This window comes from Herbaspirillum sp. CAH-3, assembly GCF_009668275.1.
Lineage (GTDB): Bacteria > Pseudomonadota > Gammaproteobacteria > Burkholderiales > Burkholderiaceae_D > Herbaspirillum > Herbaspirillum aquaticum.
The window spans coordinates 211,023-231,772 of the sequence record NZ_VSWE01000005.1 but is presented as its reverse complement, the minus strand read 5'-3'; the positions used below and the strand labels follow the sequence as shown (position 1 = coordinate 231,772).

The window sequence follows — 20,750 nt, the reverse complement described above, 5'->3', positions numbered from 1 at the left end:
GTGCGGCTTAATTTTTTGTAGGAGGACGTGCAGTGTTGAAGCCTGGCAATCCTTGTGGGATGGCAATCGGGGCCTCAGCAGGAGATTGATTTGCTGCAGGGCAAAAACGGCAAGGCTGTCTTCCCGCCTGCCGATCTGCTCTTCACATGCTGTCCTACGCAAGCTGCTGGCATTGGCCGATGCCGGCTGCCAAAGCGACGGTCTAGGCTATGCGTTCGCCTCATCCCTGCATGAGCCAACCCAAATGGAAGGAGTCCCCATGACCGAGCGCAAGCAAGACAATTCCAGCACCTACAAGATCATCGAAGTGGTCGGCAGTTCGCCCAACGGCACCGATGATGCCATCCGCAATGCCATCGCCGACGTCGCCAAGACGGTCAAGAATGTGGACTGGTTCGAGGTCACGCAGTGCCGTGGCCATGTGGAGAACGGCAGCATCGGCCATTTCCAGGTCGGGCTGAAGATTGGCTTCCGCGTCGAGACCTGATGGGCTCTCTCGCATCCCTCGCATCTGTCGCAGGTGCCTGCCACGGATGAGGGATGCAGGCACACAATGAAACTCGCGCACGTATAGCGAGATTCAATTTGCCGCTGCCAGGCCCGCTGACTAAGCTGAGGACTCTTCGCTGAGGACTCTTCGCCTGCGCCTGAAGCCGGAATCGCGGCGCATTCCCGTGATGACGTCTGCAGCTTGTGCGGGGAAATCATTTAGCCATTTTCCCAGCTCATCTGGCAGCGCAACGTAGCCAGCTCTACCATGACCGATCAACGCAGGCCGGCGCGCGAGCGCCGGCCGCGTGCTTTTCTTTGCGCCTTGCTGCGCTCACGCTGGCACTTTTTCGCCGCGCTGCAACAGTAGGATTCATCCTACGCCATCTCAGGCCGCTGTCCGATAGTGAGCGGCTCTGGCGATCCGTATAACGTAATCATCGGCGCTCAAAAGACTGTCCAGCCATCACAACAACAAGGACAGGTTTTCGCCTTGGCCTGCAGATCAAGCTGCGGCAAAGACGAAAACCCATGCGATGCGACGAGCCAAGGGTGCTTTCCATCTCAGGTGCTTTCAACCATTAGGGGTCCATCTTGCAAGCTCGAGTTCTGTTAGTCAGCTCAGAGGCCGTACCGCTCGTCAAGACCGGTGGCCTGGCCGACGTGATCACCGCGCTAGCCGTTTCGCTGCGCAAAGTCGGCATTGATGCCAGCATCCTCATGCCCGCCTATCCGGAGGCGGTCCGCAACCTCGGCGACACGGTACAGATCGGCTTGAAGCACGGTCTGCCCGGTGGCGCCGGCCGGCTCCTGCGCGGCACAATCCCCGGTACCGACGTCCCGGCGCTGCTGCTGGATACGGCGCGATTCCGCCAGCGCGGTGCCAATCCGTATGTCGATACCGATGGTGTCGAATTCAGTGACAACGCGCTGTGCTTCGCCGACCTGTCGCACGCGGCCGTGGCCATCTGCGCCGGCGAGACCAGCCTGCCGGTGCCGCATGTGGTACATGCCAACGACTGGCATGCCGGCCTGATTCCCTGCCTGCTCAAGCTGCGCGGACTGGATCATGTAGGTACCATGCTGACCATTCACAACCTGGCCTTCCAGGGCAATTTTGCTTTGGAGTCTGCCGAGCAGATCGGGATTCCCGAGCATCTGCTGACTGGCGACGGCGTGGAGTACTGGGGCAAGCTGTCCTTCCTCAAGGCCGGTATCCGCTTCTCCGATTGCGTCTCCACCGTCAGCAAGAACTATGCGCAAGAGATCATGACGCCGCGCTTCGGTTGCGGCATGGATGGCATTCTCTCCTTCCGCAAGCTGGACCTGCGCGCCATCCCCAACGCCATCGATGCCGAACTCTGGAACCCGGCCGATGATCCGCTGATCGCCCGCAACTTCAGCGTCGGCAACATGAAGGGCAAGGCTTCCTGCAAGCGCGATTTGCAAAAGCTCTTCGGTTTGCCGATCGATCCGTTTGCACCCGTCATGGGCCTGGGCTCGCGCATGTCGCACCAGAAGATGGCCGACGTCGTCATTGAAGCGCTGCCTGGCATCATGGAGCGCCATCCGCGCCTGCAAGTGGTGATCCTGGGTTGCGGTGACCATGATTACGAAGCCGCTTTCCTCGGCCTGGCCGAGCGCTATCGCGGCCGCATCGCGGTGCATATCGGTTACGACGAGCGTCGTGCCCATGCCCTGCACGCCGGCAGCGACATGCTGCTGCACCCGACCCGTTTCGAACCCTTCGGTCTCACGCCGCTCTACGCGATGCGCTACGGCGCCGTCCCCATCGGCTCGCGCGTGGGTGGCCTGGTCGACACCGTGTGCGATGCCGATCTTGACCCGAAACACGCCACCGGTGTGCTCTTCGAGGGCGAGACCGCCGCCGACATGCAGCACGCCGTGGCCCGCGCGTTCGTCCTCTACAGCGACACCGAGCGCTGGCAGAGCGTGCAGCGCAATGCCATGAGCATCGACTGCGACTGGGCCGGCCCGACCCGTGCCTACATCGAGGCCTATGCCCACGTGGCCGACATGGCAGTGCGTCCGCTGTTCGCTGCGCGTCCGCTGGCCGTCGAACGGCCCGCCGCACAGGTCCATGCACAGCATGAACGCGCGGTCAGCCCGGCCGCCGCCATTGCCGCTGCACTGGCGGGAGTGGTGGGCGTACCGGTGTCGGTGGCCGCCGCCTGAACGACGCTTGCTGGGCCCGCTGATCTGCGGGCCTTGGCGACATCCCGATCTGATCCTCACCCGGTCCCCGTGGACCGGGCAGGGGAGGTGTTTGCCGGCGCGCCGCTCCAACGCGCCGGTTTTTGATTCCGCTGTCTTGCGCTTGTTTGCGCAATTTCGATCAACCCGATAACAACAACAGGAGTGTGCATGTCCGGCATGTCTGTCACGGCGTACAGGGCTTCCACGGAGTCCATGGAAGAGGCTTCCGACGCCAGCTCGGCACCCCCCGGTTCCGCTTCGGCGCAACCGTCCTCCCTTTCTCATCCCACCGATTTCCCGGAACAAACTGCCTTGTCCCTTTCCTTTGAAGAGCAGGGCCTGCTCGAAGCCTTGCTGGCTGGCCGCCTGACGCAGCCCTTCTCCCTGCTGGGCCCGCGCTATGCCAGCCAGTCCAGCGGCGTGTCCGCCATCCGCGCCTTCCATCCCGGCGCGGCGGCAGTGCGTGTGCGCTGCCGCCACAGCGGTGCGCTGCTGGGCGAATTGCAGCAGTTCCAGCTGCATGGCCAGCCCAGCGGCTTCTTCAGCGGCGTGGCGACCGGCCTGGATCAGCGCCGCCATCAAGTGCCGTATGTGCTTGAGGTCGACTGGCTGATCCCGGACGGCAGCCGCAGCGTACAAAGCACTGAAGACCCTTATGCCTTCGGTCTCCTGCTCGGTGAGCTCGACCTGCACCTGCTGCGGGAAGGCCGCCATCGCCAGCTGGCCGACTGCCTGGGCGCACTTCCCATGGAGATCGACGGCGTACCCGGAACGCGGTTCGCCGTGTGGGCACCGAATGCCGAGCGCGTTTCCGTGGTGGGCGACTTCAACCAGTGGGACGGCCGTCGCCACGTCATGCGGCTGCGCCATGAATCCGGTGTATGGGAGCTGTTCATTCCGCGCATCGGTCCCGGCGATGTCTACAAATACGAAATCCTCGGACGCGACGGCGTGCTGCTGCCCCTCAAGGCTGACCCTGTCGCGCGCGCCACCGAGCCGCCGCCGGCGACTGCCTCGGTGGTAGCCGACCCCCGTCCTTACCTGTGGCAAGACCAGCAGTGGATGGCCGAGCGCGCGCAGCGCCAGTCGCTGTCGGCGCCGATGTCCATCTATGAACTGCATCCTGCCTCCTGGCGCCGCATCCCGGAACAGGCGCACCGCAACCTGAGCTGGGACGAACTGGCCGACCAGCTCATTCCCTACGTGGTGGGCATGGGTTTCACCCACATCGAACTGATGCCGGTGATGGAACATCCCTTCGGTGGCTCCTGGGGCTACCAGCCCATCAGCATGTTTGCGCCCAGTGCCCGCTTCGGCAAACCGGAGCGCTTTGCTGCCTTCGTCGACCGCTGCCACCAGGCCGGCATCGGCGTCCTGCTGGACTGGGTGCCCGCGCATTTCCCCAGCGACCAGCACGGCCTTGCCCAGTTCGACGGCACGGCCCTGTACGAACACGCCGACCCGCGCGAAGGCTTCCACCAGGACTGGAATACGCTGATCTTCAATCTCGGCCGCAATGAGGTGCGCGGTTTCCTGATTGCCAGCGCGCTGGAATGGATCGAGCACTTCCACATCGACGGCCTGCGGGTCGACGCGGTGGCGTCGATGCTCTACCGCGACTACAGCCGCAAGTCGGGCGAGTGGGTGCCCAACATCCATGGCGGACGCGAGAACCTGGAGGCCGTCGCCTTCCTGCGCGAACTCAATACGGTGGTGGCCCAGCGCTGCCCGGGCGTGCTGATGATCGCCGAGGAATCGACCTCCTGGCCCGGCGTGACCTCGGCAGTCAAGAATGAAGCGGACCATCACGGCCTGGGCTTCAGCTACAAGTGGAACATGGGCTGGATGAACGACACATTGCGCTACATGCAGCATGACCCGCTGTTCCGTCGTTATCACCATCACGACATGACATTCGGTTTGCTATATGGATTCTCGGAAAACTTCATCTTGCCGATATCGCACGATGAGGTGGTCCACGGCAAGCGCGCGCTGTTGAACAAGATGCCCGGCGACGAATGGCGCCGCTTTGCCAACGTGCGTACGTATTACGGTTTCATGTGGACGCATCCCGGCAAGAAGTTGCTGTTCATGGGCAGCGAGTTCGGCCAGCCTGACGAATTCGATCACGACAAGTCGCCGTACTGGCACCTGCTCGATGAACACGGCGGCCATCCGGCCGGCCACCGTCAATTGCGCCAGCTGGTCAGCGACCTGAACCACCTGTATCGCAGCGAACCGGCCTTGCACCAGCGCGACTGCCGTGCCGATGGTTTCTCCTGGGCCGTGGGCGATGACAGCGTCAACAGCGTGCTGGCGTATTTCCGCTATGCCGATGAAGGTCCGCCGGTGCTCATCGTGGTCAACCTGACCCCGGTACCGCGCACCCATTACCGCATCGGCGTGCCCCCGATCGCGCCCGGCCATCACGGCGTCTGGCGCGAAGTGCTCAATACCGATGCCGCCGTCTATGGCGGCAGCAACAGCGGCAACCTGGGCCAGGTACAAGTGCAGGAATTCGGCTGGCATGGCCACCCGACTTCCATCGAACTGAACCTGCCCCCGCTATCCACCCTGATCCTGCGTAGAGAGTCCTGATAATGAGCGTCGCCTTTCCTGATCGCCTGATGCCAGGCTTGCCTTACCCCCTGGGCGCCACCTCCGATGGCCTGGGAGTCAATTTTGCGGTGTTTTCGGCCAATGCCACCCGCATGGATCTCTGCCTGTTCGACCCCTCCGGCAAGCGCGAACTCAAGCGCATTACCCTGCCGGAATGCACCGATGAAGTGTGGCACGGCTACCTGCCCGGCGCCGCTCCTGGCCTGGTCTACGGCTTCCGCGCCCACGGCCCTTACGAGCCCACCAAGGGCCATCGTTTCAATCCCAACAAGCTGCTGCTGGATCCGTACGCCAAGCGCCTGGTCGGCCAGGTGCGCTGGACCGATGCGCTCTACGGCTACCGCCTGCACTCGGCGCGTGCCGACCTGTCCTTTGATCGCCGCGACAGCGCCGCCGCCATGCCCAAGGCCATGGTCACCGATGATGCCTTCGTGTGGGAACATGATCGCCTGCCGCAGGTGCCATGGAACAAGACCGTGATTTACGAAGCCCACGTCAAGGGCATCTCCAAGATGCGCGAAGACCTGCTGCCGCATGAGCGCGGCACCTTTGCGGCCTTGTCCGATCCGGCCTTCATCGACCACCTGCTGCGCCTGGGCGTGACCACCCTGGAGCTGATGCCGGTGCATGCCTTCCTGCAGGACAGCTTCCTGATCGAACGCGGCCTGTCCAACTACTGGGGCTACAGCACGCTGTCGTATTTCGCCCCGGAGCCGTCCTACATGTCCATGGGCGACCCCAACGAACTGCGCATGGCGGTACGCCGCCTGCACAGCGCCGGTATCGAGGTGATTCTCGACGTGGTCTACAACCACACCAGCTGCGGCAGCGAACTCGGGCCCACGCTGTCTTTCCGTGGCCTCGACAATGCCAGCTACTTCCGGCTGCTGCCGGGGCAGGAGCGCTATCACATCAACGATACCGGCTGCGGCAATACCCTGAACCTGTCGCATCCGCGTGTCTTGCAGATGGTCATGGATTCGCTGCGCTACTGGGCGCAGTCCTTCCATATCGACGGTTTCCGCTTCGACCTCGGTTCCACCCTGGGGCGTGAGCCGCACGGCTTCGATCCGGGCTCGGGCTTCTTCGATGCGCTGCTGCAGGATCCGGTGCTGTCCAAGCTCAAGCTGATTTCAGAACCTTGGGACATCGGCCCCGGTGGCTACCAGCTGGGCAATCACCCGGCGCGTTTCGGCGAGTGGAACGACAAATTCCGCGACGACCTGCGCAAGTTCTGGAAGGGCGACGAAGCCATGCGCGGCGGCTTCGCCCAACGCATGCTGGGCTCGGCCGAACTGTTCGAACACAATCGCCGCAAGCCCTGGGCGACGGTCAACTTCATCGCTTCGCATGATGGCTTCACCCTGCGCGACCTGGTCAGCTACAACGGCAAGCACAATGAGGCCAACGGCGAGAACAACAACGACGGCCACAACGACAACGCCAGCTACAACTGGGGCGCTGAAGGCGAGACCGATGATCCTGGCATCCAGGCCACCCGCGCCTGTGTGCAGCGCTCGATGCTGGCCTCCACGTTGCTGGCGCAGGGTACGCCGATGCTCCTGGCCGGTGACGAATTCAATCGCAGCCAGGGCGGCAACAACAACGCCTATTGCCAGGACAACGAGATTTCCTGGATCAACTGGGAACAGGCCCGCTCGCCCGAGGGCGCCGCGCTGACCGCGTTCGTGGGCCGTGTGACCGCGATCCGGCGTGATTTCGACGTCCTGCGCGCGAGCTACTTCCTGCATGGCAACCAGATGGTGGCCGATGGCTTGCCGGACGTGGCCTGGTTCGACGAATCGGCACAGCCCGTCACCAGCGAGGACTGGAACAATCCGGTGGCGCGCGCCATCACCCTGCAACTGGCCGGCAAGCGCATGGAGCCGCACAAGCAACTCAGTTCGCGCCTGCATGACGCCGCCGGTACCGGCGCCGATGGGGCAGGCGACCCCCAGGAAGTGCCGCCCGATGTGTTGATGATCTTCGTCAATGCTGGTCACGAGCCGATCGAATTCAGCTTCCCGCGTACCGAGGGCGAGTACTTCCTGCTGCTCGACTGCGCCCAGCCCACCGGCATGCCGGAAGGCGAGGGTGGGCAGGTCACGGTAGACGGCAGCGCCAGCATCCAGGTCCAGGCCCATACCTTGCAGGTATTTGCCAACCGGCCCTTGCACCTGTCCTCGGCCATCTATCCGCTGGCGGCCAATGAGTGGATCAAACGCAATGAATGGGGAGAACGCGCATGAGTGCCCGCTTTTCCGTCAAGCTCCCCTTTGGCGCCCAGGTCACGGCGCCCGGCCAGGTGCGTTTCCGCGTGTGGGCGCCGGGCGCCGATGCGGTGTCCGTGGACATCGTCGGTCGCGGCCGCCTGCCGATGGCGGCCGAGGATCCGGCTGCTCCGGCCTGGTACGTCGTGGAGGCCGAGTGCGACCCGGGCGCACTGTACCGCTACGTGTTCCAGACCCGCGAGCAGGGTGAGGTCATCGCACCGGACCCGGCCTCGCGCGGGCAGGCCGGGGATGTCTTCGATCCCAGTGTGGTGATCGACCCGCAGTCCTACCTCTGGCAGCACCCCAACTGGCAGGGTCGCCCGTGGGAAGAGACCGTGCTCTATGAATTGCATCCGGGCGCGCTGGGCGGGTTCGCCGGCATCCAGCAACGCCTGGCCGAACTGGCCGAGCTGGGCATCACGGCCATCGAGCTGATGCCGGTGGCGGAATTCCCGGGGGCCCACAACTGGGGCTACGACGGCGTGCTGCCGTTCGCCCCCGATGCCAGCTACGGGACCCCGGACCAGTTGAAGGCCCTCATCGATACCGCCCACGGGCTGGGGATGATGGTCTTCCTCGATGTGGTCTACAACCATTTCGGCCCCGACGGCAACTACCTGCACAGCTATGCGCCGGACTTCTTCCGCCATGACATGAACACGCTGTGGGGCGCCACCATCGATTTCCGTCGACCGGAAGTCGCGGATTTCTTTACCCAGAACGCGCTGTACTGGTTGCAGGAATTTCGTTTCGATGGCCTGCGCCTGGATGCCGTGCACGCCATCTGCGAGCCCGACTGGCTGGTGGCGCTCGGCCAGCGCATCCGCGCCGAGATCGGCAGCGAACGTCACATTCACCTGGTGCTGGAGCATGACGGCAACGCCGCGCATCTGCTGGGCTACACCGCTGCCGTTGAAGCGGAAGCCGAGGTGGCAGGGATCGGCCAGGTACGGGAGCGTTCCAGCCATGTCTACGATGCGCAGTGGAACGACGATGCCCACCACGTCCTGCATGTGCTGCTCACCGGCGAGGAGAGCGGCTATTACAGCGCCTACGCGGAGGCGCCGGCCGAGAAGCTGGCGCGGTGCCTGCAACAGGGCTTCGTGTACCAGGGCGAGGTGTCGCCGTATTCCGGCGAGCCGCGCGGCGAGCCCAGCGCGGACCTGCCGCCCACCGCCTTCGTCAACTTCCTGCAGAACCACGACCAGATCGGCAACCGCGCCTTTGGCGAGCGGCTGACGGTGCTGGCGCATCCGATGGCCCTGCATGCCGCGCAGGCCTTGATCCTGCTGGCGCCGCAGGTGCCGATGCTGTTCATGGGGGAAGAATTCTGCGCGGTGCAGCCTTTCCTGTATTTCACCAGCCATCGCGATGAAGAACTGGTGAAGGCCGTGCGGGAAGGGCGCCGCCGCGAGTTTGCGCGTTTCCCGCAATTCGCCGATCCAAAGCTGCTGGAACAGATTCCCGACCCCAACAGCTTTGCCACCTTCGTCTCCTCGATTCCCGAGCCCGGACCGGCCCCGGGATCGGCGGCCTGCCTGCGGCGCGCTGCCGAGCTGCTGCACATCCGCAAGCTGCATATTGCGCCTTACCTGCGCGGTGCCAAGGCACTGGGTGCGCGTGCCATCGGTCCCAAGGCCGTGCATGCACGCTGGCAGCTGGGCAATGGCAGCGTACTCAACATCACTGTCAATCTCGATGAGGCGCCGTTGCAGGAAGCGCTGGAAGACCTGGCCCAGCCAGCCGGAGCCGACGTGCTCTTCGACAGCGGCGGTGCGCTTGACGCCCTGGCAGGCGGGCGCTTCCCCGGGCATGCCATCCTGGCCCTGCGGGAGCCGCCGACGGCGCTCACTGAAACCGGGAGCGCCGCATGAACGCCGCCCTGCGCCAGCGTTTCGGGGAAATGGCACCGTCCAGCCCGGCCGCGCCTGCCCCGATGAACGTAACTCCGGCTGAAAACGATTTATATCGTTTGGCAGAACGAGCCGGCATCGCCGTCCACTGGATCGATGCCTATGACCAACCACAAGTGGTGCAGGACGATGCCCTGCGCGCCATCCTGGCTGCACTGGGCCTGCCCTGCGACAGTGCCGAAGACTGCCGCACCAGCCTGGCCCAGCTTGATCGCGAGCATGCGGTGGGGTACCTGCCGCCACTGCTCACCGGTGTGCAGCACCAGCCGGTGCAGTTGCCGGCCCACTCGCGCCTGCATGGTCTGTCCTGCCGTGTCGAGCTGGACAACGGCGCGCGCCTGACGCTGCTGATTTCGTCCGACCTCACCCAGCCGCCGACCTTGCCGGCCATCGACGTGCCGGGCTATCACCGCCTGCTGGTGGCGGGCCACATCCTGACACTGGCCATTGCGCCGCAGCGCTGCTACACCATCGCCGATGCGCTGGCTGAACAGGGGCGGGAGCGTGGCTGGGCACTGGCGGTGCAAGTCTACGGCCTGCGCAGCGAGAGCCTCAAGGAGGCCCGCAAGGTCTACGGCGACGGTGGCCTCGGCCACTTCGGCGCCTTGGCCGAGCTGGGCCCGATGGCAGCGCAATACGGGGCCGCCGCACTGGCCATGTCGCCGGTGCATGCGATGTTTGCCGCCGACCCGGGCCGCAGCAGCCCTTATTCGCCGTCCAGCCGCCTGTTCCTCAATCCTTTTCTGATCGACCCGGCCGGCATCCTCGGCGCCGACGCGCAAGCCCAGGTCCTGGCCGAGGGCGGCGCCGAAATGATTGCCACCCATGAACGCCTGCAGCAAGCCGGGCTGATCGACTGGGCGCGCGCCGCTGCCCATCGGATGTCCCTGCTGCGCCGTCTCCATGCGCTGTTCCGCACGGAACATGCCGACGACGTGAAGCAGCAGGCGGCCTTCGCGGCCTTCCAGCTGGATGGGGGCGCTGCCCTGCGCGCGCATGCCTTGTTCGAAGCCTACAGCCATCACCTGAGCAGCCAGGGCGTGCCCGGCTGCTGTGACTGGCGCCAGTGGGGCGAAGCCGGTCGTCATCCGGATACCCCCGAGATGCAGGCCTTCGCGGCCGAGCATGCGGGTGAGATCGAGTTCCACTTGTTCCTGCAGTGGCAGGCTGCGCGCCAGCTGGCCCAGACCCAGGAGAATGCGCGCCAGGCGGGCATGCCCATCGGCCTGATCGCTGATCTCGCCGTGGGCGCGGACAACGGCGGCAGCCAGGCCTGGAGTCACCAGGACGAAATCGCCGCCGGCCTGACCGTAGGCGCACCGCCTGACCGCCTGGCCCCGCAAGGCCAGAACTGGGGCCTGGGGGCGTTTTCGCCGCTGGCTTTGCGCCGCACCGGCTATCGCGGCTACCTCGCCATGCTGCGTGCCACCTTCGCCCAAGGCGGCGGTGTCCGCATCGACCACGTCCTGGGCCTGAACCGCTTGTGGCTGGTACCACAGGGGCGCGAGGCCGATGCTGGCGCTTACGTCGCCTATCCGCAGCAGGACATGCTGCGCCTGATCGCGCTGGAGTCCTGGCGCCATCGCACGGTGGTCATCGGCGAAGACCTGGGAACGGTGCCCCCCGGTTTCGAAACGGTGCTGGACGAGGCTGGTGTGTCCGGCATTCGCGTGCTCTGGTTCCAGCGCGACAAAAAGGGTTTCCTGCCGCCCGCAGACTGGTCGCGCCAGGCCATTGCCGTGACCACCACGCATGACCTGCCCACGGTAGCGGGCTGGTGGTCGGGCGCTGACCTGGCCTGGCGGGCGCGCCTGGGTCAGCTCGACCAAGGTTTGGCTGCGGCACAGGAGCAGCGCCGCCAGGAGCGCAGCCAGCTCTGGCAGGCGCTGGTGCAGCAGGGCTGGGCCAGCGGCCCGCTGCCTGAAGTGGCCCCTGCTGCGGTCGAGGCCGATGACGATGCGGCGCTGCCGGTGTCGCTGGAGGATTGCGGCATTGCCGTGGATGCCGCGCTCGACTATGTGGCCGCTACCCCGGCACCGCTGGCCGTGGTGCCGGTAGAAGACATCCTGGGCCTGGCCCAGCAACCCAACCTGCCCGGCATGACCGAGCCACACCCCAACTGGCGTCGCCGCCTGCCCGCAGACACGTCGCAGCTCTTCGCCGCCTATGCCGCCAAGGCCAGGCTGGAGCGGCTGCGCCGTGCGCGCGGCGGCAACGCCAAGGAGATTTGATGCCAGACCATCCCGTAACGCCGTCGCGCTCCGGCGTCCCGCGCGCCACCGCCCGGCTGCAATTGCACCGCGATTTTCGCTTCGAACAGGCGGCTGCGACGGTGGAGTACTACCACCGCCTCGGCATCAGCCACTTTTATCTCTCGCCCATCCTGGTGGCGCGCCCCGGTTCCACCCACGGCTATGACGTGGTCGATGCCACCCGCATCAATCCGGAACTGGGCGGCGAAGCCGGCCTGCGGCAGCTGCACCAGCGGCTGCGTGCGCAGGGCATGGGCCTGGTGGTCGACATCGTTCCCAACCATATGGCCGTGGGCCATCACAATGCCTGGTTGCAGGACGTCCTGCGCTGGGGGCGCACCAGCCGCCACGCCGAATGGTTCGACATCCATTGGGACAGCCCCGACCCCGCACTGAGCGGCAAGGTCCTGCTGCCTTTCCTGGGGCAGCCCTATGCCGAAGCGCTGGAAGCCGGTGAACTGGTCTTGCGCTTTGACACCGAACAAGGCGAGCTGCTGATCGCGCATCACGACAATTTTTTCCCGCTCGCCCCGACCGATTACGCAGCCGTGCTGGAGACGGCCGGCAGTGCCCGGCTGGCTGATGTGATCGCGGCTTTCGCCGCGCTCGATCCCGCCCAACCGGACAAGGATGTCCGCAGCGCGGCAGCCCGGGCGCAACTACGCCATCTCGCAGCCGACCCCGATGCGCTGGCCGACATCGATGCCGCGCTGGCCGCATTTTCGGCCAGCCAGCCGCACGGCCGCAGCGCCATGCATCAGCTGCTGGAGCGCCAGCACTACCGCCTGGCCTACTGGCGCAATGCCGCTGACGAGATCAACTGGCGTCGCTTCTTCGAGGTCAGCGAACTGGTGGGCATGCGCGTAGAACGCGACGATGTCTTCGAGGCCATGCATGCCGAGATCTTCCGCCTCTACGCCGAAGGCATCATCGATGGGCTGCGCCTGGACCACATCGATGGCCTCACCGATCCCGCCACGTATTGCCTGCGCCTGCGCGAGCGTTTGCGGAGCCTGCGGCCGGATCATGAACCTTATGTGATCGCCGAGAAGATCCTTGCCGGTGACGAGGCCTTGCCGCCTGGCTGGCAGCTCGACGGCACTACCGGCTATGAATTCATGGACCAGTGCGCGGCGGTGCTGCACGATGGCGAAGGCGAGCCGGTATTGGACGAACTCTGGCGCGACATCGTCGGCGAACTGCCCGCCACCGCCGATCAACTGCAAAGCCACGGCCCGGGCGAGCTGTGCCATTTTCCGACCATCGTGCAGGAAGCGCGGCGCAGCTTCCTGGTCCGCAACTTTGCGGCAGAATTCAATGCGCTCACGCTGTGCCTGCACCAGCTCGCACGCAGCGCTTCCCAGACGCGCGACCTGACGCTCATGTCCATTCGCCGCGCGGTGGCCGAGTTGCTGGTGCATTTCCCGGTCTATCGTACGTATGCGAATGCGCAGGGCATGCCCGCACAGGAGCGCGAACTGCTGGCGCAAACCGTGCAGAAGGCCAGCGCCAGCCTGCATGCGGCTGACCATGCCACGCTGCACGTGGTGGAGGGATGGCTGGGCGGCGACCTGCTGCAGGATGGCCGTGACCCGCATCGTCGCGCCTTGCAGCTGCGCGCCATCGCCCGTTTCCAGCAGCTGACGCCGCCGCTGACGGCCAAGTCGATGGAAGACACGGCCTTCTACCGTTACGGCCGGCTGCTCTCGCGCAATGAGGTCGGGGCGGAGCCGGCACACCTGGCCTTGCCGGTGGCGCACTTCCATCAACTGGCTGCACGGCGCGCCGCACAGACTCCCGGCAGCCTCCTGGCCACCGGCACGCATGACCACAAGCGTGGCGAAGATGCGCGCATGCGCCTGGCGGCCCTGTCCGAGATTGCCGAGGAGTGGTCTACGGTCCTGCGTCACTGGCATCAACTGAATGCGCCCATTGTTGCGGCGACTGCCGGCGAGCAGGGCGGCATCGACGCCGTGGATGAATGCATGCTGTACCAGACCCTCGTGGGTGCCTGGCCGGACGGCATGCGCGCCGGGGACGATGACCTCAGCGGGCTGGCCGAGCTGGCCGAGCGTGTCATTGCCTGGCAGCGCAAGGCCCTGCGGGAAGCCAAGCGCCGCAGTGACTGGGTGGTGCCGCAGACGGAATACGAAGCGGCCTGCGAGCGTTTCACGCGGGCGCTGCTGTGCGATCCGGGACTGGATCCGCGTCATCATCCTTTCCTCACCGAACTGGAGGATTTCGTGCGGCGGCTGGCGCCGCTGGGCGCAGTCAACAGCCTGTCCCAGACGATGCTCAAGATGAGTTCGCCAGGCGTGCCCGATTTCTACCAGGGCAGCGAATTGTGGGACCTGAGCATGGTGGATCCGGACAATCGCCGTCCCGTCGACTTCGCGCTGCGTGAACGGCGCCTGGCCGATGCCGTCAGCCGTCCGGTATCCCTGCGTGACTGGCAGGGTGGCAGTGCCAAGCAGCAATTGATTCATGCAGTGCTGCAGTATCGGCGCGAACATGCGGATTTGTTCGCGCAGGGCCAGTACCTGCCGTTGGCCACGCATGGCAAGCTGGCGCGTCACGTGATCGCCTTTGCGCGGCTGCTGCCGGGCAAGGAGGGTGAGGCGGGCGATATCGAGGCTACCGTGGTGATCTGCACGCGCCTGGCCGGACACCTGCTGTCCTTTGAAGGGCGCCGTGAGGAAGCCTTGCCGCTGGTCTCGGCAGAGGCCTGGGGCGATACCCGCATCACGCTTCCGCAGGTGTTATCGCACGCGGGCAGTGAGCTGCGCCAGTGGCGCAGCGTACTCACCAGCGGGCAGGGCGGGCTGGAAGAGTGCGCCATGGCCGATGGAGCGCGTGGGGGCAGCATCGCGGTGGGCGAGATCCTGGGCAGTCTGCCGGTGGAATTGCTGACGCTGCGCCTCAGTTGATCTGACGATGCAAGCGTCCCGGGGCGATGCGGGCTCGGGACGCTCCGGTTTCGGTCAGCTGATCGCGTGAATCATTTGCGGTTTCCGCTTTTCCTACATGGGAAAGTGCCGCCGTCCGATGTCACGTCATTGACGCGCACCACTACCATGTGGCGATACCGGCATTCCATCCGGATCTGCCATGTCGTACAAGGAGTTTGCGCATGACCAAGTTGCCCGCCGCCGATCTGCAGCTGCCGCTGTTCACCTATGGCCAGCGCGAGTCGCTGACCGAGAAGAGCGCCTGGATCGCCCTGCAGGAACATCATCAATACGATGCCCGCCACTATCGGCTGGAGCGCCTCTTCGCCGCCGACGACAAGCGTGGCGAAAACCTGGTGGCCGAAGCCGCGGGTATCTATCTCGATTATTCCAAGAACCTGGTCACCACCGAGACCATGACCCTGCTCATGAACCTGGCGCGCCAGTGCGGCCTGCAGGATCGCATCGAGGCCATGTTCCGGGGCGACCGCATCAATGCGACCGAGCAGCGCTCTGTCCTGCACACGGCCCTGCGCATGCCCGCCAGCCAACGCCTGGTGGTCGAGGGCGAGGACGTGATCGCCCAGGTGCAGCAGGTCCTCACGCGCATGGAGGCCTTCGCCGACCAGGTGCGCAACGGTGAATGGACCGGCCATACCGGCCGCCGTATCCGCCATGTGGTCAATATCGGCATCGGGGGTTCCGACCTCGGGCCGATGATGGCGTATGAGGCGCTGCGCCAATATGGCCAGCCTGACCTGAGCCTTCACTTCCTCTCGGATGTGGATGGGGCGGCCATGCTGGAAACCGTGCGTGACTTGCCCGCTGAGGAAACGCTCTTCATCGTCTGCTCTAAAACCTTCACCACGCTCGAAACCACCACCAATGCGCAGGCAGCGCGGCAGTGGCTGGTACGGCAATTGGGTGAGGAAGCTGCGGTGGCCCGTCATTTCGTGGGCGTGACGACCAATATCGAGGAGGCCAGCCGCTTCGGCATCGATCCGCAAAACATGTTCGGCTTCTGGGATTGGGTCGGCGGACGGTATTCGATGACCAGCGCCATTGGCCTGTCCACCATGATCGCCATCGGCCCAGTGCACTTCCGCGAGATGCTGGCGGGCTTCCATGCCATGGATGAACACTTCCGCACGGCGCCGCTGGAGGAGAACCTGCCGGCCATCCTCGGCATGCTCACGGTGTGGTACACCAACTTCTTCGGCGCCAGCAGCCAGGCCGTGCTGCCCTACAGCCAGTACCTGAAGCGCCTGCCGGCCTACCTCCAGCAACTGACCATGGAAAGCAATGGCAAGCAGGTGACCCTGCAAGGCGATGCGGTGGATTACCAGACCTCGCCGGTCTACTGGGGCGACAATGGCATCAACGGCCAGCATTCCTTCTACCAGTTGCTGCACCAGGGTACGCAGATGATTCCCTGCGATTTCATCGGCTTCTGCCAGCCGGTCGAATCGCTCGGCCAGCATCATGCACTGTTGATGGCCAACATGTTCGCCCAGGCAGAGGCCCTGGCCTTCGGCAAGAATGCGCAGCGGGTGCGCGAAGAAGGTACTTCGGAAGCGCTGGCCCCGCATCGTGTCTTCCCTGGCAACCGCCCCAGCAACAGCATGCTGGTCGAGAAGCTCACCCCCTTTAGCCTGGGATCGCTGGTGGCCTTGTATGAGCACAGCGTCTTCACCCAGGGCGTGATCTGGAACATCGATTCCTTCGACCAGTGGGGCGTGGAGCTGGGCAAACAATTGGCCAAGCGTACTGCCCGCCAGTTGCTCGATCCCGCCGAACCGCTGCATCACGACAGTTCCACCAACGCCCTGATTCGCCGCTATCGCAACGCTGCCAGTGCAGGTGCGGCGACTGAGACGACCCGATAAACCACGCTGCCCGCCCTTGTGCAGGAGAAGCCATGAGCACCATCATCGCCGCCCGTTTCGATCTGCAGGAAGAAGCCGCCCATGCGGTCTCGGTGCTGGAAGAAGCCGGCTTTGAGCGCGGGCGCATCAGCAGTTTTTTCGTCAATCCGGCAGGCCAGCATGACCGCTTTGCCGTCGGTGGCGACCGCGACAAATCACCGGGCGCCGAAGAAACCGACCGGGGTGCCGCCGCCGGCGTAGCCGCCGGTGCCGGCGCAGGTGCCGCTGCGGGACTGGCCACGGCCCCGGTGACCGGCCCGCTGGGCGCGGCCCTCGGTGGATTGGTAGGCGGCCATCTGGGTGGCCTGGTTGGCAGCCTGGCCGCCACCGATGACGCGCCCCTGCCGCGCCGTGTGGCGGGCATGATGGTGGCCGTTGCCGTAGCCGATGAGCAGCAGGGAAGCGACGTGATTCGACTCCTTCGCGGCCTGCAGGCCAGCGACCTGGAGCGCGCCGAGGGCAGCATCCGGGAAGGCGATTGGGTCGATTTTGATCCGCTGTCGATCCCCCGGGCGGTGCACGAACGCGCGTAAGCGAGCGTGCGCAGTGCGTTGTAGCGTCGTAGCGCAAGCCCGGCCCCTTGTTGCCGGGCTTTTTCATGGGCGCTTGCCACGGGCTGCGCGCGCGTGCATATTGTGAGTTTATAATCGTGCGTAACAATTGATTACCGGAAACGCACCCGGCCGGATTGCGCGACATCATCGCAGCGGTCCGCAAGCAAGGATGTGCGCAGGGCAGAACAACAAGGAAATGTCGTGGGGGCGCACTGCAGGTCAAGCCAGGACCCGGCTTGATCGATGGCGATGCACCGTAAGAATGATCATGAAGCGGGCGAACGCACATGAGATTGCTGACCAAGGGCTTGCTGATCGTTGCCATACCAAGCCTGTTTGAGATACTGCTGCTGGGCGCACTGTTCAACTCGCAGGCCGATGCCGAGGACGCCGAGCGCTGGGCCTCACATTCCCTGCAAGTGATGAACCAGGCCGCCGCGTTGCGCGAACCCATGCTGCTGGAAGCTGCGCGTATCCGCAATGCCGTCCTGCTGGATCAGCCCGATACCCTGAGCCGCAGCGACATGTGGGCCGACATCGAGGTCAAGGCCGGTGAACTGGCGCGCCTGGTGAGCGACAATGCGGGCCAGGGCCGCATCGTGCGCGAGGTGCATGAATCCATCGCGCGCTATCGCAGGTGGGACGACAGTGCCCGCGAGCGCCTGATGCGTGGCCAGCGAGACGACCTGATCCGCGAGTTGCGTGAGGAGCAGGGGCAGCACCGTCTTTCCGAATTCCTCAACCAGCTCGACAACTTCGTGGAAGAAGAGCGGCGCCTTGGTGCCGAGCGCAGCGAGCGCGTCCAGGCTGCACGCCGTTCGCAGACCTGGCTGCTGATCCTGGCGGTATTGGGCTCCATCGTCACGGCGGCGCTGGCCTCGCTGGCCTTTACGCGCAGCATCGCGGCCCGCGTGAACGTCCTGATCAGCAATGCCCGCCGCCTCTCCGAAGGCCAGCCGCTGGCCGCACGCGTGGGCGGCAGCGACGAAATCTGCCTGCTGGACGATGCCCTTCATCGCAGCAGTGAGCGTCTCACCGAAGCCGCCCGGCAGGCCCGCGGCTACCGCGAGGAACTCGAGCAGCGGGCGCGCGAACTGGCCGACGTCAACACCGACCTGCGCCAGCAGACCCAGGACAACGAGATGTTCATCTACAGCGTCTCCCATGACTTGCGCTCACCGCTGGTGAACCTGCAGGGTTTCAGCAAGGAAATCACCCACGCCACCCGCGACCTGCTGGACGAAGTCGACCGCCTCGCATTGCCCGAGCCGGACCGCCAGCGCCTGCGCACGCTTGTCGAAGACGACATCCATACATCGCTGCGCTTCATCCAGAATGCGGTCACCCGTTCGGCCGGCATTATTGACGCCATGTTGCGACTGTCCCGTGCCGGCCGTGTTGAATACCAGCCGGTCATGCTGGACATGCATGCCATCGCCACCCGTATTGTCGCGGCCATGAGCGGCAGCATCCGGGCCAAGTCGGCCCGGGTCGAGATCGAGGACATCCTGCCCCCGGCCTATGGCGATCCGACCTCTGTCGAGCAGGTGCTCGGCAACCTGGTGGGCAATGCCGTCAATTACCTGGATCCGTCCCGGCCCGGGCATATCACCATCGGCCACGTACCCCAGGCAGACAGTGTGGTTGCCGCGCCCAGCCTGGTGACCTACTTCGTGCGCGACAACGGCTTGGGCATCCCGGCGGCCTACATGGACAAGATGTTCATCGCTTTTCAGCGCCTGCATGGCAACGTCGCCAAGGGCGAAGGCATCGGCCTGGCCCTGGTCAAGCGGGTGGTGGAGCGGCATGGCGGGCGCATCTGGGTGGAATCGGTGGAAGGGCAGGGCAGCTGTTTCTATGTCGCCTTGCCGGCCCGCCCGCCGGTGTCCTGAAACGGCATGCAGCCCGTCAGGCGGTGCAACGAATCCATTGACAAGGAGAGCAAGATGGCCACAGAGCAGAGCGTCAACATCATCCTGGTCGAAGACGACGACGGCCACGCCTTGCTGGTCGAAAAAAACCTGCGGCGTGCCGGCCTGGTCAACGGCTTCCAGCGGCTGCGCGACGGGCAGGAAGCGCTGGATTATTTTTTCGGCGCCGACCTGGCCCGGGCCGAGCTGCAGCAGCTGGTGGTGCTGCTGGACGTGAACATGCCGCGCGTCAATGGCGTGGAGGTCCTGCGCCGGATGAAGCAGGAGGCCGCCACTGCCGCCATTCCCGTCATTATGCTCACCACCACGGACGACCCGCGCGAAATCGCCCATTGCTACGAAGTGGGCTGCAATGTCTACATCACCAAGCCGGTGGAATACGAAGACTTCATCGAAGCCGTGCGGCGCCTGGGTTTCTTCCTGCAGGTGGTCAAGCTGCCGACACCGGCAGCGGTGGCGAGGGAGAGTGAGTCCCGATGACCGTGCCCATTGCCCACGTACTGGTGCTGGAGGATGACGAAGGCCTGCTTGCGCTGGCCCGCCGGGTCCTCACCAAGCAGGGCCACCGTGTCACCGCCGTGGCCGATGCCGAATCCGCCCAGGCGGCGGTACAGCAGGAGCGGCCCGACCTGCTGATCGTGGACTACAACCTGCAGGCCCTGGAGAGCGGCCTGGATTTCTTCCGCAGCCTGCGCGCGTCCGGTGTGGAGATCCCTGCCATCATGGTCTCGGGCGTCTCGGATGAATTGCGCATCATCGAGGCCTTGCGGGCCGGGGTGGCCGACGTATTGCCCAAGACCAGCGATTACCTCGATCACCTGCCGCAGTCCGTGCAGCGCGTCCTGGAGCAGCAATCGCAGGTGCGACAGGCCGTGCAGCAGCTGCAGCGGGAGCTGGATGCCTTGCTGGCGGCGCAGCGTGAGGCAGAGGCCGAAATCGCGCGGCTGCGCAACGCCCGCGAAACCTTCCTCACGACGCTTTCGCATGAACTGCGCACGCCCCTCAACGCCATCCTTGGCTGGACCCAATACCTGTTGCGCGATGCCTCCGATCCGGCCGGGCTCAACAAGGGCTTGCAGGTCATCGAGCGCAATGCGCGCCTGCAGGCGCAACGGGTGGAGGAGCTCCTCGATGCCAACCGCGTGCTCTCCGGCACGCTGCGCCTGGCGGCTGAACCGGTCGCGCTGGCCGAACTGGTTCGTGATGCCATGCTGGCCGCCGAGAGTGCTGCCGCAGCCAAGGAGATCGCGCTGCGGGCGGAGCCGGCTGCCGGTACGGTAATGGGGGATGCGGCGCGTTTGCGGCAGGTGCTGGGCAAGTTGCTGGGCAATGCCATCCGCTTCACGCCAGCGCGTGGCTGGGTACTGCTGTGCCTGCACCGGCACGGCAGCGAGATCGAGCTGGAAGTGCGCGATAGCGGACAGGGCATGGAGGGCGCCGAATTGGCGCGCCTGTTCCCGGCGCCGCAGGCGGCTGCGGGTCGGTTGGGGAGTGCCGCCGAACTGGGCCTGGGCTTGGCCGTCATCCGCCAGCTGGTGGAGTTGCATGGCGGCCGCTTGCGCGCGGCCAGCGCCGGTCCAGGGCAGGGTGCAAGTTTCTTCGTGAGGCTGCCGCTGGCCGCCTGAGGCG

General features: G+C 65.2%; 12 protein-coding genes. All 12 read left to right on the top strand.

The window, feature by feature from the left end; all coding sequences use genetic code 11:
- Positions 1 to 259 precede the first annotated feature (259 nt).
- The 12 genes from FYB76_RS08445 (at position 260) to FYB76_RS08390 (ending at position 20,746) form a co-directional block, all read left to right on the top strand.
- A complete protein-coding gene (locus tag FYB76_RS08445; RefSeq protein ID WP_154133349.1) occupies positions 260 to 487 on the top strand; it encodes a dodecin in 228 nt (75 codons plus the stop codon).
- 596 nt (positions 488 to 1,083) lie between these two features.
- Entirely contained in the window at positions 1,084 to 2,685 is a 1,602-nt protein-coding gene (gene glgA, locus FYB76_RS08440; protein WP_154133348.1) for a glycogen synthase GlgA, read from the top strand.
- Positions 2,686 to 2,874: 189 nt separating this feature from the next.
- A complete protein-coding gene (glgB, locus tag FYB76_RS08435) occupies positions 2,875 to 5,304 on the top strand; it encodes a 1,4-alpha-glucan branching protein GlgB (protein ID WP_154133347.1) in 2,430 nt (809 codons plus the stop codon).
- Positions 5,305 to 5,306: 2 nt separating this feature from the next.
- Positions 5,307 to 7,574 carry a glycogen debranching protein GlgX gene (gene glgX, locus FYB76_RS08430; protein ID WP_154133346.1) on the top strand — a complete coding sequence of 756 codons (2,268 nt, stop codon included), beginning with the start codon at positions 5,307 to 5,309 and terminating at the stop codon, positions 7,572 to 7,574.
- Positions 7,571 to 9,472: a malto-oligosyltrehalose trehalohydrolase gene (gene treZ / locus FYB76_RS08425; protein ID WP_088754389.1), complete on the top strand. Its 1,902-nt coding sequence runs from the start codon at positions 7,571 to 7,573 to the stop codon at positions 9,470 to 9,472. The genes glgX and treZ overlap by 4 nt, the downstream gene beginning before the upstream one ends.
- Positions 9,469 to 11,742: a 4-alpha-glucanotransferase gene (gene malQ, locus FYB76_RS08420; protein ID WP_154133345.1), complete on the top strand. Its 2,274-nt coding sequence runs from the start codon at positions 9,469 to 9,471 to the stop codon at positions 11,740 to 11,742. Before treZ ends, malQ begins: the two co-directional genes overlap by 4 nt.
- Positions 11,742 to 14,690, top strand: a complete 2,949-nt coding sequence (gene treY / locus FYB76_RS08415) for a malto-oligosyltrehalose synthase (RefSeq protein ID WP_154133344.1) — start codon at positions 11,742 to 11,744, stop codon at positions 14,688 to 14,690. Before malQ ends, treY begins: the two co-directional genes overlap by 1 nt.
- A 203-nt stretch (positions 14,691 to 14,893) precedes the next feature.
- Complete coding sequence (pgi, locus tag FYB76_RS08410) at positions 14,894 to 16,597, top strand: glucose-6-phosphate isomerase (RefSeq protein ID WP_154133343.1); 1,704 nt, start codon at positions 14,894 to 14,896, stop codon at positions 16,595 to 16,597.
- A gap of 32 nt (positions 16,598 to 16,629) precedes the next feature.
- Positions 16,630 to 17,169 carry a hypothetical protein gene (locus FYB76_RS08405; RefSeq protein ID WP_154133342.1) on the top strand — a complete coding sequence of 180 codons (540 nt, stop codon included), beginning with the start codon at positions 16,630 to 16,632 and terminating at the stop codon, positions 17,167 to 17,169.
- Between the two features lie 308 nt (positions 17,170 to 17,477).
- Positions 17,478 to 19,082 carry an ATP-binding protein gene (locus tag FYB76_RS08400; protein WP_154133341.1) on the top strand — a complete coding sequence of 535 codons (1,605 nt, stop codon included), beginning with the start codon at positions 17,478 to 17,480 and terminating at the stop codon, positions 19,080 to 19,082.
- Between the two features lie 54 nt (positions 19,083 to 19,136).
- The gene (locus FYB76_RS08395) at positions 19,137 to 19,601 is read left to right on the top strand and encodes a response regulator (protein ID WP_154133340.1); all 465 of its coding nucleotides are present in this window, start codon (positions 19,137 to 19,139) and stop codon (positions 19,599 to 19,601) included.
- Positions 19,598 to 20,746: a hybrid sensor histidine kinase/response regulator gene (locus tag FYB76_RS08390; protein ID WP_154133339.1), complete on the top strand. Its 1,149-nt coding sequence runs from the start codon at positions 19,598 to 19,600 to the stop codon at positions 20,744 to 20,746. Before FYB76_RS08395 ends, FYB76_RS08390 begins: the two co-directional genes overlap by 4 nt.
- The last annotated feature ends 4 nt before the right edge of the window (positions 20,747 to 20,750 follow it).